The organism is Chamaesiphon sp., assembly GCF_041737865.1.
In the GTDB taxonomy this organism is placed as follows: Bacteria; Cyanobacteriota; Cyanobacteriia; order Cyanobacteriales; family Chamaesiphonaceae; genus Chamaesiphon.
In genome coordinates, this window is sequence record NZ_JBGSQZ010000292.1 from 1 (window position 1) to 14,652 (window position 14,652).

Below are 14,652 nucleotides of genomic sequence, written 5' to 3' on the forward strand. Positions count from 1 at the left end.
ATAAGTTTTAATAATTCAAAGGTGGCAAGTTTATTGCTGGGAAATTTGGGGGGATTTTCACTCTTTTTTTAATATACCGCTAATAGCTATTAGCGGTATATGCTTTTCCTGTAGTTTATACCAGACATCGGTTAGAGCCAATTCCCAAATTTTGAGGTTTTCGAGCGAAAAGCCAATAGATCTACCCCGATTTCCAAGGGTGGAAAAGTAGGGGAATCGGCAGGATGACAGTGAATCTACATCAGATCGGCCAGAACATTAGTAGCGATCGCCTGATATTTATGGCGGTTATCATCGTAGCGATTGAGTGTATTGAGATTTGCATGGCGACTCAAGCCTTGAGCGGCTCGAAGATTACCATCGCTGGCATCAAGGTAAGCAGTGATGGCACTGTGTCTGATGCGGTGGGGAGAAACTACTTTATCGATCCCTGCGGCTTCACTAAACTTCCGCACCAAGCGATAAATAGTGCTACCATCAAGCCGATGCCCTTTGCTGCGGCGATCTAGACTGCTAAAGAGGGGATCGGACGATCGATAATCGTCTTTAACCGCCAACCATTGTGAGAGCGCGATGGTGGTTGCTGATGATAAGTCGATCTGGCTTTTTTGGATTTTGCCTTTGCCTAAGATCGCTAGTCTTCCAGATGCACTAAAATCGCACACATCCAAGCTACAGATTTCATTGCGGCGCAGCGCATTGTCCCAGAGTAATCTCAGAATGGCATAATCTCTGATGCCTTTGATGGTGGTGCGATCTGGTATTTGCAGCATTTCTCTAAACCTAGCTACAGCAATCCCCGTAGTGTCGCCATAACTATCGACTTTTAGACAGGTAACGTCGGCAAGATTAAAGTTACACCGCTCTACGGTACGTGCGTAATCGACGAAGGATTTTAAGGCTGACAGCCTTACGTTAATCGTGCTGGGGGCTAGCTTGGCTTCAATCAGCAGTTGTCGATATTGTAGGGCTTGATAGACGGCTTCGGGCTGGTGTAGGGAAAGAAACTGACTCAAAAGCTGCTCTGATGCTTCGTTATTATAAATACGGCGACAAAAATCGGAGATCGCTTTGCTGTAGCCCTCATTCCGCAGGTAGGAAGAGAAAATCCTGTATTTTTAAAGAATGGGAAATTTTGAAGCGTCAAATATCAGAGTACAGGATCTTGACCACAGTGGGATCATTGCCGGAATCTGTGACGAAATGGGACTGGTTGAACAAATTGACAAACGACTAGGTACTCACGCACAAGAAATCATTAGTCCAGGACAAGTAGTCAAAGCGATGATTCTGAATGGATTGGGGTTTGTAAGCGCACCGCTGTATCTATTCGAGAAATTCTTTGTAGGGAAAGCAACAGAACATCTATTAGGAGAAGGAATAAGACCAGAACACCTGAATGACGACCGATTAGGAAGGATCTTAGACAAATTAGCCGAGTCAGGATAAACAGAAACATTTGTGACTGTGGCACTAAGCGCAGCACGTCAATTCGGAGTAAAACTTGATAGTTTACATTTAGATTCAAGCTCATTTCATGTCGATGGAGAATACCTTCAACCCCAGGCAGAAGTGGCAGAACCAGGGGCAATTCACATCACCCACGGTTATTCCAGAGATCACCGTCCAGACTTGAAGCAATTTGTCGTAGATTTAATGTGCAGTGGGGATGGAGACATTCCCTTGTACTTGAGAGTAGGAGACGGAAATGAAACCGACTCAGAAATGTTTGGAAAATTAGTGACAGAGTTCAAACAACAATGGAATATCGAAGCCTTATTTGTCGCTGATGCAGCACTTTACACCGCAGGTAATCTCGCCCAAATGTCACAGTTAAGATGGGTGTCGAGAGTCCCTGCGACTTTGACCGCAGCAAAACAATTACTCAAGGAGATTGATTCGAGTGCATTAGTTGCGAGTTCATTGCCTGGATACAAGATTGCTGCCTGTGGAAATAGTTATGCGGGTATTCAACAAAGATGGTTGGTGGTGGAGAGTCAAGCACGTCTAGAATCTGACCTCAAACAGTTGGACAAACGTGTCGCCAAAAAATTAATCGCTGCGACCTCAGCCCTCAAGCAGTTATCCAGTCAACAGTTTGCTTGTCAACCAGATGCGCTTCAAGCCGCAACCGTATGTTCTGACCAACTTCCTTATCATCAGCTTGATGACTTACAAGTGGTTGAAATCATTGAGTATCAAAAACGTGGTAGACCACGCAAAGATGAAGTCGGGCAGAAACATTATCAAATTTCGGCTACACTCATTCCCCAGCCCAACGCAATGGATGTGGAGATTCAACGCGCTGGTCGATTCATTCTGGCTACTAATGTCCTTGATGAACAAGTTCTGGGCGATGAGGATGTACTGACTGAATACAAGGCACAGCAGTCTACTGAGCGTGGTTTTCGCTTTCTCAAAGATCCGCTGTTTTTTACTTCCAGTATTTTTCTCAATACTCCCCACCGAGTCGCGGCGATGGCAATGGTGATGGGTTTATGTTTACTCGTTTACAGTCTTGGTCAACGTTCACTTCGCCAAGCTTTGGACAATGCTAAACAAACTGTTGAGAATCAAGTTGGTAAGTCTACTGCTAAACCTACTCTTCGATGGATGTTTCGATGTTTCATGTCTATTCATTTACTCACTGTTGAGGGTGACAAACACGTCACTAATCTTACCACCGAGCGTTTATGGATTCTCCAGTTCTTTGGTGCTCCTTGCCGCAAATATTACCTTCTTTCCTGATTTACCTGCGGATTGTGGGCTGTAGTTTCTCCGAGTATTGGCAGAAATTTTCAGGCGCAGGAACTCAGCCAGAAGATCTGAAGAAGATCGAGCTACTTCAGGTGAGTTGGGTACTGGAATGGTCTTGAATACTGGCGATCGCATGGAATGGAATCGATAGGTGAGCCAGAGAGACTATGAGCATTCTAGCGCGAAATAAGAACACGACAAATTTGTTTATCGTGTCCTTATTTTCTACTCATCCTCTCTCAAGTCGCACAGTGTCACGATCAAAAATAAGAACGCGACAATGAATTTTACCGTGTTTTTGTCGTTTGTAGCGGGTGGTGCGCCGCTAGTGGGGAAAATCGCCAATTCAGTTTTTTGAACGCAGATCGAGTGTTGTAGGGAGTAGCTTTACCGAGGCTGAAGTGGCTCTGTGACTGGACGGACGATGGGCTGGGGTACGGGTGTTGAGGACGAGTTGAAAATAGCTGTTAACGCCTGCTTGAGTGTTTTGGCCATCACGATCCGGTTTTCATAAGCGACAATGACCCGAATTAGAGTTGGGAGTTTATTCTGAGTTGCTTCTAGATAGAGGGGTTCGACATATAGTAAAGATTGCTCTGTCTGGGAGCCTTTGCCACTGGAAATCGGCACGATTAAGAGATTGCCTTGAACGACTCGCGAACCTTGACGATTCCACAGAGAAATTTGTTGAGAAATTACGGGATCTTGATTGATCCGGGCTTCAATTTGTTCGGGGCCATAGATGAGTCGTTGTTTCGGAAAGGTGTAAAGTAATAATTTGCCGTAGTTTTCGCCATCGGAACGGGCGGCTAACCAAGCGACCAAATTTGTCCGCTGTTGGGGTGTATATGGTAGCAGCAGAATGAATTCTTCAAAGGGGACGGTGGGTAAGCTGGTAATCAGATAATAAGGCTCTACCAATCGAGGTTTGTCGCCGTAGACTTCAGTGGGAATTTGCCACTGATCTTCCCGATTGTAAAATACCTGGGGATCGGTCATGTGGTAAGTCATCAACCGTTCTGATTGAATCTTGAAGAAGTCTGCGGGATACCGGAGATGCGCGCGGAGACTTGCGGGCATCTCACTGAGGGGTTTGAATAAATCGGGGAAAATCTTCGACCAGGTAGTGACGATCGGATCGCTAGGATCGGTAATATAGAAGTTGACTGAGCCGTGATAGGCATCGATGACGACCTTAACGGAGTTGCGGATATAATTTATGCCTTCCTTGCCCACATCTGAATAAGGATAACGATCGCTAGTGGTATAAGCATCGACAATCCAGTATAAATAACTGGGATCTGTGGCATTTTTTGGATTGGATCTGGCATCCGCTGCTACTAAATAAGGGTCGCCATCGTATCTCAAGAAGGGAGCGATCGATCGAATCCGTCGATTCAAGTTGCGGCGAAATAGCAGCTTAGTTTCTGGCAAAAACTCCGGCGTTAACACCATTCGCCAGTCATTTAAGTATTTTGCAAACAGCAGTCTCCGCCAGGTTGCACTAATATTAATCCCGCCGCGACCATCGTAGACGTTATAAACATTATCATTACCACTGGGATAGTCCAACTCCTTGACTTTGGTGCCAGTCATGATGTAATTATTCGCGCTTTCGCCATAATAAATGCGGGGTTGACCGATCGGAATACTCTGCCGCACGGCTGCACTAGAAGTGGTGAGCGGACTCCCTGCGGTAATACCAATATCTTTAACTAAGTATTCTGGTAATCCATCTGGAGCCACCCGATTTACCGGACTGAGCGTGAAACCATAACCGTGGGTGTAGATGAGATGTTTGTTCACCCAAGTTTGGGCTTGCTTGGGTACGGCGGTATATTCTAATTCTCGTGCTGAAATTAGGACTTGTTGGGGTTCTAGGGAGGTTTTTGGTGGCGGATTCGGTGTGGGTTGGCTCCCAATTTTGGAGGCTGTTGGCGGTTCGCCAGCTACCAGATAGCGATCGATATCGGCATCAGGAAATCGATAGTAGAGGCGAATCTGTTGCAGTTGGCGATTGGTAGCAAGGAGTGGTTCTTTGTCCCAGAGCCGAATATTCCGAATCGTTCGATCGTTTGCCTGAATCGTTTGCTCGGTGAGGTTGTTTTGGGGATCGAAAGTTTGAACATCGATCTTTTCTAACCCGAACGCCTTGCGCGTCATGGCGATCGTCCGTTGAATATAGGGTGTTTCTCGTGCTAATTCGTTAGGTTGCACCAGTAACAACTGAACGGCTATTGGTAAAATGGTGCTAGTCGCGATCGCCAGCCCCAGAGCCAAACCGAGCGCGACGAAGATCGATTTCCACCTGACCAGATAACTGGGATCAAAAATTGCCACCCAGCAACAGTAGACGGCGATCGCCACTGCTAACAGGCTCAACACCGCATCGGCTGGCAATTGCACCATAATATCTGTATAACTAGCTCCATAGGATACGCCACGGGGTGAATACAGTAACTCGTAGCAACCGATCCCATAGCTAAAACCCACAACTAGCAGCAACATTCCACCGACCCCATAGAGATGGCGTTGCTGCTGGCGTGAAAAGCCCTCAAACCGCCCTTGACTCAAACTATCGCCAGCTAGTAAGTAGGTCAGGAGGACAGCAACAAACCCATATAAACAGCCGCCCATCAACCAGAATTCCAGCAGTTCGCCCACTGGTAGACCAAACACATATAGACTAATATCCTGACCAAAAACGGGGTCATTGCCGTTAAAAGCAGTGGCTTGAAATAAGGGGAGTATCCGCATCCACTGACGAGATAGCACCCAAGCAATCAGCATACTCAAGATTGGCGCGATCGTCCGTAACAACCAGCGCGGGTAAACGAGGATCGCGATCGCCAGCACTATTGCACCACCAGTCACCCAGCCATTGAGGAGCAACTGCATTGCCAATTGCCCGATTAATTCTGGCCGAAATAAAACTGGTGCAGGGGGGACAACCGTGGGCAGATTGGGATCGATCGACCATTGACTCATCGCCATCCGACCATAATGAACTAAGATCGCCACCACTAGCAAGCTCAAGCTCAGTGTCAAAGGTAGCAGCCAGCGGAGGGCAAGGGGACGACGGGTATAGAGGGCAACTTGCTGCCGATCTGGTGATGGATGGGGAGACTTCAGCCGTTGAGCTAGGGCTAAATTCCACAGCAAATAAACTGTCGTCATCGTAAATACAACTACGCCTAAGATCCCTTGGGTACCGAGCCTGAGCAAATACATCGGCAGGTAGCCTAGTTCCTGAAACCAGAGGATTTCTGCACCCAGACGCGCCCCGATTTCTACTATTAGCAATAGCACCAGGAGGATAACTAGCGATCGCCAGTAGCGGTTTGATGTTTTAATTGGCTGCGGTGTTGATAAATTGATGATTGACATCTCCTATTGCTATCCAAAACTTGGCTAAATTTATCTAGAATTTCAACTTATCTAAATTAGCTTCCTAACTTAAATGCCTCAACAAATAGACCATAAATCAAGCCTAGCTTGAGACTATTGAGGATTGCGATCCACAACGGACGCTGACCCAAAATTGCTACGGATTCAGGGCGACGACGACCAAAATTGCTGCCATAGGTGAGCCAACTAATTATCTCGACGATCGTCAAAAGAATCAGGGCAACAGTGATATCTAATTCAGCTTTTTGTCCGGTGGTTGTGGAAACTGTGGTAGCTAGAAAATTACCCAGCAACAAACTAATTATGAGGATCGATATTCGCCGCCAAGGGTTTTGGCTCCATTGCTCTAATTGCCCAAATAGTCGATCGAATAGAGTACTCAGTCGAGTTCTTTGCATATTTATTCCTTGTGATTGTAATTACGTTCTTGCCAAATATTGCCGATCCCTTTTATCACGCCGCGACCGATTAAACCGATGCCCCGACCGATCACTTCTGTGAGTAAATAGACAACCACACTACCGATGATTGTCGCCGCCGACTGCAAACGGGGTACGATCGCATCGCGTGTTTCTAAGGCTAAAGTTACTGTCAGCGGAAGTCCCGTCAGTCGTGCTAATTCTTGGCTGCGAGGAGCATAAATCGTGATGCGTTTGATACCATAATTGGTAAAAATAAATAGATGATATTTACTTTCAAAGATAGCTTGAGGATCGCTAAAATAGCGATCGAGCCGATAACGCCAAGATAGATCGTTCCGAAACCGTTCGATCTCACGGGTGGAAAGTAAGCGACGATCGAAAAAGCGGAATTTAATTTCATCTGAATTGCCAAAGTAATTGAGCAATGGTTGGATGACGGCATTCGCCAGATGAACGATCAGATTTTCCAATAAGTCACCAGCCCGATCTGCGGCGGTTTGAGTATCACCAGCATAGCTGATATTATCGATCGTCAAGGGTATCTGAAATAGGAAGTAATTTAATAACTCGATCGTTTGGGGAATTTTAGCTAAAATCTCAGTTTGGACGATCTGGCGATCTTGTAATAAAGTCGGGACAATTTCTCGCTGAAGATCTGGAGCTGAGATGTTGTAATATCTCCCAAAAAAATCAGTTGTCACAGATGCCCACAAGTCTTGCCAAATCAATGACTGTTTTTCAGGTAATAGATCGACTGTAACTTGAGAAAAGCGCAACTCGTCCAATAGTCCTTCAAATTGGCGCAAAATTAAATAGTATAGTTCTCGCTTTTTATCCAATCTCAATAAATCGATTTCTAATGGCGTAGGTGTCAGATTTTCGAGATTGAATTGCAATTTGGCAGTGATCCGATCGAATATTCCTGCTTGGACAGCTTTGGGCGTAACTGCGCCAGTGGTGGTAGTCGTGAGTTCGCCAGATTTAAGGGCAGACTGGAGCTTGCGTTGGCGTAGCCTCCACTTCATGGAATCGGGCGATTGGACAGTTGGTTCAATTTGTGGCTGTGCAGTGCCTAATACCCGCTTGACCAGCCACTTCGCTGTATTTAGCTCTCGTTTACGCCCAGTTAAAATCAACTGCTCTAGGGTCGAAATTTGCGGGTTAGCCAGATCGGTATTTAGTTGTGCTAATGCTGTGTCAATCTGTTGTAGACTAGTCGATTCCACGAAGTGGAGGCTACGCCAACGGAGTCGGTGGCGGAGCCTGTTTGCAGCAGTATCGCCTAAACTTCCGGTATTAGTAACGTGAGGAGCGTGAGAGCGCGACAACTGTTGGAGAATTTCTGGTGCCCAAATCGTCTTACCAGCAGCGACTTGGCGGATAGATTCCACTAAATCAACAATCGACGTACCTCGAACGCAGCAACCTTCAATCCCAATTGCTAACAATCCCTGGAGATTGGGATATTGGGGTGCAGTCAACAACAAGATCGGTAAATTGGGGTTGATGATTTTGACTTGCTGACAAAAGTCGATCGCCGATAACTCTCGGCTGCTAGGATCTAGAGACAGTCCGAATAGAACTAGATCGATCGCCGTTGTTGTCTCGATCTGCTCCGACAAGACTAGAAGGGCACTAGATCTAGTTTCGGCTGCTGTTGCTCCTCGCAAATCTGGAACCTGATGCAGACAAGCAAGTAAACCCGATCTCATCACCGGATCGGCTTCCACTACTAAAATCTGGATCGGGATATCTACCAAGCTATTGAGGATGGGTATTTTTGCCACTGGCAGAGTAATATGACAAATTATAGTTTACAACTTATAACTTGTAACTTGTAAACTACGCCAGCATTCCGCACTTCACCTAAATCAGCGGTTGTAAGCGCAAAGCTCAAGCTACGCCAACGCGAAGCATTCTTGTAGAATAACCGCTGGCTATTTTGAAGTGCGGAATGTGGGATACTAAGTAAGAGGAGCAAGCCGTTTTAACAAGAGCGCGGGTACAATAACTGGTAGCCCTACACTAATAGCGATAAGGGCTTCGATCGCACTTAATGGCTGAGTATTAAATAACGGGTTGATGATGCTAACCTGGCTAAAGAAAATTTGGGATACGAAGACACAAGCCACGCCAATTGCTGGGATATAAGTAATTTCTTGAGTCCGGTCTTGTAAATAAGCAAACAGCGATGGGATAAACTGGCTGATACTTAATAAGTAAAAAGTTTCGGCAGCAACGAGGGTATGAACTGCCATTGTTCGTGCCAGATTAACATTGCCTGTGGTTTGCGAAACCCATTCAAACATCCCTAGGACGGCAATTAGATTGAAGGTAGAAATAATCAGGATGCGCCACAGCAATTTTTTGGTTAAGAGGGGTTCATTGGGGCGACGCGGCGATCGCTGCATCGTGTCGAGTGCCTTTGGCTCAAATGCTAGCGTGGCACTCAGAGCAACAGAACTGACCATATTCACCCACAGAATTTGTACGGGCAAAATTGGCAAAGTAGTACCCGCCAAGATTCCCACCAAGATGGTCATCGCTTCGCCACCATTGACGGGAAGGATAAACCCAATCGTTTTGAGCAAGTTGCCATATACGGTACGTCCTTCTTCGACAGCGGTGGCGATCGAAGTAAAGTTGTCATCTGTCAAAATCATATCCGCCGCTTCTTTGGCAACTTCGGTACCAGTAATCCCCATCGCAATGCCGATATCTGCCTGCTTTAAGGCTGGGGCATCATTGACCCCATCTCCGGTCATCGCCACAATTTCACCCTTCGACTGTAAGGCTTCTACCAGTCGTAGTTTTTGTTCGGGTGCAACCCGCGCAAACACATTACTGATTTCGACGGCATTTGCCAATTCGCGATCGTCCATTGCTGCGAGTTGTTTGCCCTCGAATACGACGGGATCGCGATTTTGGCTCAGTCCGATCTGACGGGCGATCGCAGCGGCTGTGAGGGCATGATCCCCTGTAATCATCTTGACTTGAATTCCCGCAGACTGACAGGCTCGCACTGCGGCGATCGCTTTGGCTCTAGGTGGATCGATCATCCCCTGAAGTCCCAAAAAGACCAGATCGCGCTCGATATCCTGGTGGTCGATCCCCTGTTGTGGCACGGTGATGTCTTTTTTGGCAAATGCCAGTACCCGTAAACCTTGAGCTGCCATCCGATCGACCATTTGCTCGATCGACGCTCGATTTAAGTCGATGCGGCGACCATCTGAATCGAGTTGGCGATCGCATCGCTGGAGCAAAGACTCTGCCGAACCCTTAATATAAATCGTGTGACCATCGGCTCTGTGCTGATGTAAGGTTGCCATATATTGAAACTGCGACTCAAAGGGAATCGTATCCAGTCTCGGTTGCTCCTGCTCTGAAGATTTCAGTGCCAATCCAGCCTTTTGGGCCGACACAATCAGTGCCCCCTCCGTGGGATCGCCTGCTACCGAAAATTCTCCATCTTGCTCTTGAATGTGTGAGTCGTTGCACAATAAGCCGCACTGTAAGCACTCTTTGAGGCTGAGATCTCGATCGATCGCCACCGATCGCTCGTTGTGGGCGACCGCACCTGCCGGACTGTAGCCGACACCACTCACGGTATAGGTACTCCCCCCAGCGTAGATCGCTTGGACGGTCATCTGATTTTCGGTCAGTGTACCTGTTTTATCCGAGCAAATTACGGTAGTACTGCCGAGGGTTTCGACGGCTGGCAGTTTGCGGACGATCGCGTGTTGTTGTGCCATCCGCTTTACCCCCAATGCTAGTGTCACTGTAACCACCGCAGGCAGTCCTTCGGGAATGGCACTGATAGCTAGAGCTACTGAGGCTTTAAACCCCTCCGTCCAGTTGCCGCCTTTGCCGACTACCACTGCAAACATCAATGCCGCCAAACCCAGAATGACGTACAGCAAGCTCTTACTAAATTGCTCGATCTTGCGAGTCAATGGCGTTTCTAGTACCGTGCTTTGCTCCATTAGTTGGGAGATTCGACCAGTTTCGGTCTGGTTGGCGATCGCCACTACAATTCCACTCGCCTGTCCGACTGTCACCAAACTTCCGGCATAAGCCATGTTGAGACGATCTGCTAAAACGGTGTCAGCAGCTAGGGGTGCGATTGCTTTTTGGACGGGAACGGATTCTCCTGTCAGCGCAGATTCACTCACCTGTAAGTCTCGCACCGTTACTAACCGTAAGTCAGCAGGCACTTTATCGCCAGATGCCAGCAACACCAGATCGCCAGGAACCAGTTCGCGGGAGTTAAGCCGCATCTTTTGGCCATCTCGAACGACTGTAGCTTCAGTGGTGACGGATTTGGCTAGAGCCGCGATCGCATTTTCGGCTTTTGATTCTTGGACAAAACCGATCGTGGCATTAATCAACATTACGCCCAGAATTACGCCCGCATCTACCCAGTCCTGTAACAGTAACGTCACGACTCCAGCAATCAGCAGAATATAAATTAAAGGTTGGTTGAATTCCATCAAAAACCGGACGATGGGGCTGGTTCCGGCTTTGCCCTTGAGTTCGTTGAACCCATACCGCTCCTGACGTTTAGGGACTTCTGCTCTTGACAAGCCTGCTACTAAATCCGTGCTCAGATAGGTTGCCGCATCGTCAGCAGCTTGCTGGTGCCATTGTTGCTCGGTAAGAGGCTCGATCGGCGAAGATGTCATGAGGGACTCCCAACTAAAAAATTAGGTGTTGATGGTAATTTGCCAAAAGTAGAGTAGATCGGCACAAATATTTTCGATCGGTTTAGGTTGGTGGAACGCGAGAATCGCGTCCAGCAGAGGCTATGCCATCGGATTGCAGCAGCCGCTCTGACCGAACATCGCAGATGCTGGGCGTGTTTTTGAGCTGAACTGTGTAGACTTCGTTAGGTCGATCGATCCCCGATGCTGTCATTGCTTCTTTAATTGATTGCGCGACTTGGGAAGTTGATTCTAGAAAAGATAACCGCCGCGAACTCACCCAAAACCGGACTTCGATTTTGACCTCATTGGTGGCAAGTTCTCTGACGAGAATTTCCACTGGCGGTTGAGCGACTATACTCTCGACGCGCATTGTCGCTTGATGGATAACCTCTTTGACGCTCGCGATATCTGTGTCGTAGTCAATCCCAATCGTCAACGAACTACGACGCAACTCCGCTGCCGTGTTGTTGATGATAGTGGCGGTAAAGACCTGTAAATTGGGAATCGAAATCGTGCGTCCATCGTAAGTAATTAGTGTAGTCGCACGGAGTTGAATATAAGTTACAGTGCCTTCATAGTCTTGAATGATAATTTGGTCTCCAACCCGAAATGGTCGCGATACCAGTAAAATAATGCCAGAGAAGTAATTGCTGAGAATATCTCGCAAGCTAAAACCAATCGCTACACTTGTCAGTCCTAACGTGCCAACTAGGGTTGCAAAGTTCAATCCCAACACTCCCAGAGCGACGATCGAACCAAATACCCAAATACTGCTGTATACGACACGACTTACTAACGTTCTAGAGTTGTAATCGATTTCCCACCGCTCGGAAGCTGCTAATGTAATTTGTTTGATACTGCCAGCCAGAAACATCGTCATCAACACAGTCAGCAGTGCGCCTAGAATGGTCGGTAATCGATCGATGCTATCTCGCTGAAACTGACGGATCGTACCGTACAGCCGTTGTCCGACATCGATCGCCAGCGGGGGTTCGTCAAATGCGCGATTGAGTGCCGTTGCCCACTGCTGCGCCAATCCCTCCACACCCACACCAAAATCCTGGGCATCTTGTTGAGTTACAGTCATCAGAATCCGATTATTGAGTTGGAGGGTAGCAATCCCTCGCTGCGGGTCGGTTTGAACGGTAATCGCACCATTCGATTGCGATTGAGCCAGAAAACTCGCAATCCGGCGATTGATAATATTGGCGCGCTCGCTCGCACTCAGATTGGCAAGACTACCAATTTGTAAAATCACCTGCCCCCTTACGATAATATCTGCAAAAAATACTCCATCCGTCGGCGTAGAGATCTGCGGAGATGGTGATGGTACGACGACTGGAGGGGTATCTTGTGCTCTACCGACGAGCGGCATCATTAGCCATAATCCGGTACAGATAATTGTTGAGGCGAGCGAGCGCGAGCGATGCTGGCAAAAATCCCAGCTCGAACGATCGTCAACCGGATTAAATGACTGTCGGCTAGCGAACATTTTGAACTGAAACATATTGGGCACGATCGGTTGTGGGGTTTAACAATTAGAATTCAGAGCTGCGCGATCGCTTTTTTACAGTTTGGAGAGCTTGTTCCTCAGCCAACCCTAACCCGACAATTACTAGCAGTAGCGGATAGGGACTCCGGCGCAACCAGATCGGAACTCGTGGCAAGATCGCTATACTCAAAACAACTAACAACACTAATAGAAATTGCTCTGGGTTTTCTTCGATCGCCACTTTTTTAAAACTTGCTTCGATCGTGCTATGGATTCCGGCTCGATTCTCGTCGATCGACTGATATTGACTGGTAATTACTCTCTGTATGTAGTTAGTCGAATATGGTCTCGATCGCGTCCGTTCGTCGTCAGCGATCGGCCTAATAGTTACCTAAACTAGCCAAGATTTAGAATCGGAAACCAGCACCGACAGTCACACCAGTGGTTTGACCTCGATCGGTACTCAACGGTACAATCAACGAAGCTTTTAACCGCAGGCTATCGCTCAGATCGAGATCGGCACCAGCCACTAAACCAGCCGTAGTGATACTATTCCGTCCCGTACTGACATCGATCGAAGCACCCAGAAAGGGGGTAATTACAATGTTCTTATCAGTATTTCTGAGTGGAAGATCGTAAGTAAGCGCGGTACCAAAGTCCGTACCGCTATTAGCAAAATACACAAATGGACGTAAAGATAGATTATCGCTAATCCCAAATTTAGAATCAATCCCGATTGCGGCTTGTCCATTACCAAACAGCACTGATGGTCCAATCGAACTCTGCCCCGCTATTTGCGCGTTAGCTGACTTACTCATGCCTAGAGCGGCGATTGCAGATAGAATACTAGCTAAAACAATATTTTTCATCGCGATTTTTCCGTTTTAAAATAGATGGGATTTGTTGATTTTGCTCGATTGATTTTGCGAGCATTCTCTGTGGTGCCCAGTCAAAGTATATCTGGAGCAGATATGTATAATTTACATATTTTATTTCAGTCAATTCCTCATCACATTGATAGATTTATGAATGATTGAATTTACTTAGATTTAATGAGGTTAGATCTGATAATTTATTACGTATCTCAATCACTTATTAGTAAGCTGAGAATCTTGCAAAAACAGCGGTCGTACTTGAGATCGGTAACTCCTTTAATCACGATCGAGTAAGAGATTAGCATTGCTCGATCGCTTTGAGAGCAATCAAATATCGCTCTTTTACATCTTGGAGATCTAGTTCCTCCTTAATTCCGGCATGGCTGCCACGTTCTACCGCGTCTGCATGACGCTTTAATGCGGTGCGATCTAGCTCCCGGTGTGTAAACGGTGCGATCGTGGCGATCGCCTCTAATAACCGCATCGTCACGGCAACACTAGACTGACCGTACTGCCGAATCTGGTTGAAGGCAGCATCGATCGCATCTGCAAACTCCAGCGGGTCAGCAATAACCCGCAGCCGATGGCGATCGTCGTAGCGATAGGGAGAGGGGATTTCTTGCTGCACTAAATGACATAGAGCCGCACTTAACTGGTCGATACAGCGGATCGCCGTAAACGGATCGTTAATTCCTGGAGACAGGGCGCGGGCGGCGATTTCTACCAGTTGGTCGATCGAAAACTCCAGATCTTGCCCCTCGGTGCGCTGGATGCCGAGCACGACTGTATCGCCGATCTTGGCAGCAAGCTGCTTATCGACTTTTTCGGCTGGAAAGACACGCAGCAGTTGACTTCCTTTGACGACAAAGCGACCGGGACGCTGCTCGACGCGCACGAGCAGATTGTGTTCGGTCGCAATCTGCATCAGTTGCTTGTCATCGATCGCTTGAACATAGCCACTTTCACTTGCTTGGATCGAACGGGCAACGCGATCG

At 47.3% G+C, this 14,652-nt stretch carries 9 protein-coding genes and 1 pseudogene; 1 reads left to right on the forward strand and 9 read right to left on the reverse strand.

Annotated elements, in window-relative coordinates; translation table 11 throughout:
* Window positions 1-236: 236 nt before the first annotated feature.
* Window positions 237-1,016 carry a tyrosine-type recombinase/integrase gene (locus tag ACEW9J_RS22525; protein ID WP_373547315.1) on the reverse strand — a complete coding sequence of 260 codons (780 nt, stop codon included), beginning with the start codon at window positions 1,014-1,016 and terminating at the stop codon, window positions 237-239.
* 109 nt (window positions 1,017-1,125) lie between these two features.
* Here ACEW9J_RS22525 and ACEW9J_RS22530 point away from each other — a divergent pair.
* Window positions 1,126-2,748: pseudogene (locus tag ACEW9J_RS22530) on the forward strand (IS1634 family transposase).
* Between the two features lie 396 nt (window positions 2,749-3,144).
* Here the strand turns inward: ACEW9J_RS22530 and ACEW9J_RS22535 are convergent.
* The 8 genes from ACEW9J_RS22535 to ACEW9J_RS22570 all read right to left on the reverse strand — a co-directional run.
* Window positions 3,145-6,144, reverse strand: a complete 3,000-nt coding sequence (locus tag ACEW9J_RS22535; protein ID WP_373547316.1) for a UPF0182 family protein — start codon at window positions 6,142-6,144, stop codon at window positions 3,145-3,147.
* A gap of 56 nt (window positions 6,145-6,200) precedes the next feature.
* Window positions 6,201-6,563, reverse strand: a complete 363-nt coding sequence (locus tag ACEW9J_RS22540; protein ID WP_373547317.1) for a DUF565 domain-containing protein — start codon at window positions 6,561-6,563, stop codon at window positions 6,201-6,203.
* Between the two features lie 2 nt (window positions 6,564-6,565).
* Window positions 6,566-8,374 carry a DUF3685 domain-containing protein gene (locus tag ACEW9J_RS22545; RefSeq protein WP_373547318.1) on the reverse strand — a complete coding sequence of 603 codons (1,809 nt, stop codon included), beginning with the start codon at window positions 8,372-8,374 and terminating at the stop codon, window positions 6,566-6,568.
* A gap of 177 nt (window positions 8,375-8,551) precedes the next feature.
* Complete coding sequence (locus ACEW9J_RS22550) at window positions 8,552-11,269, reverse strand: cation-translocating P-type ATPase (RefSeq protein ID WP_373547319.1); 2,718 nt, start codon at window positions 11,267-11,269, stop codon at window positions 8,552-8,554.
* An 82-nt stretch (window positions 11,270-11,351) separates the two neighbouring features.
* Complete coding sequence (locus ACEW9J_RS22555) at window positions 11,352-12,797, reverse strand: mechanosensitive ion channel family protein (protein ID WP_373547320.1); 1,446 nt, start codon at window positions 12,795-12,797, stop codon at window positions 11,352-11,354.
* A 31-nt stretch (window positions 12,798-12,828) separates the two neighbouring features.
* Window positions 12,829-13,023: a hypothetical protein gene (locus ACEW9J_RS22560; protein ID WP_373547321.1), complete on the reverse strand. Its 195-nt coding sequence runs from the start codon at window positions 13,021-13,023 to the stop codon at window positions 12,829-12,831.
* A 166-nt stretch (window positions 13,024-13,189) separates the two neighbouring features.
* Window positions 13,190-13,651 carry a hypothetical protein gene (locus ACEW9J_RS22565; protein WP_373547322.1) on the reverse strand — a complete coding sequence of 154 codons (462 nt, stop codon included), beginning with the start codon at window positions 13,649-13,651 and terminating at the stop codon, window positions 13,190-13,192.
* Window positions 13,652-13,955: 304 nt separating this feature from the next.
* On the reverse strand, window positions 13,956-14,652 hold a 697-nt coding region (locus ACEW9J_RS22570; protein ID WP_373547323.1), incomplete at its 5' end, for a DUF2254 domain-containing protein.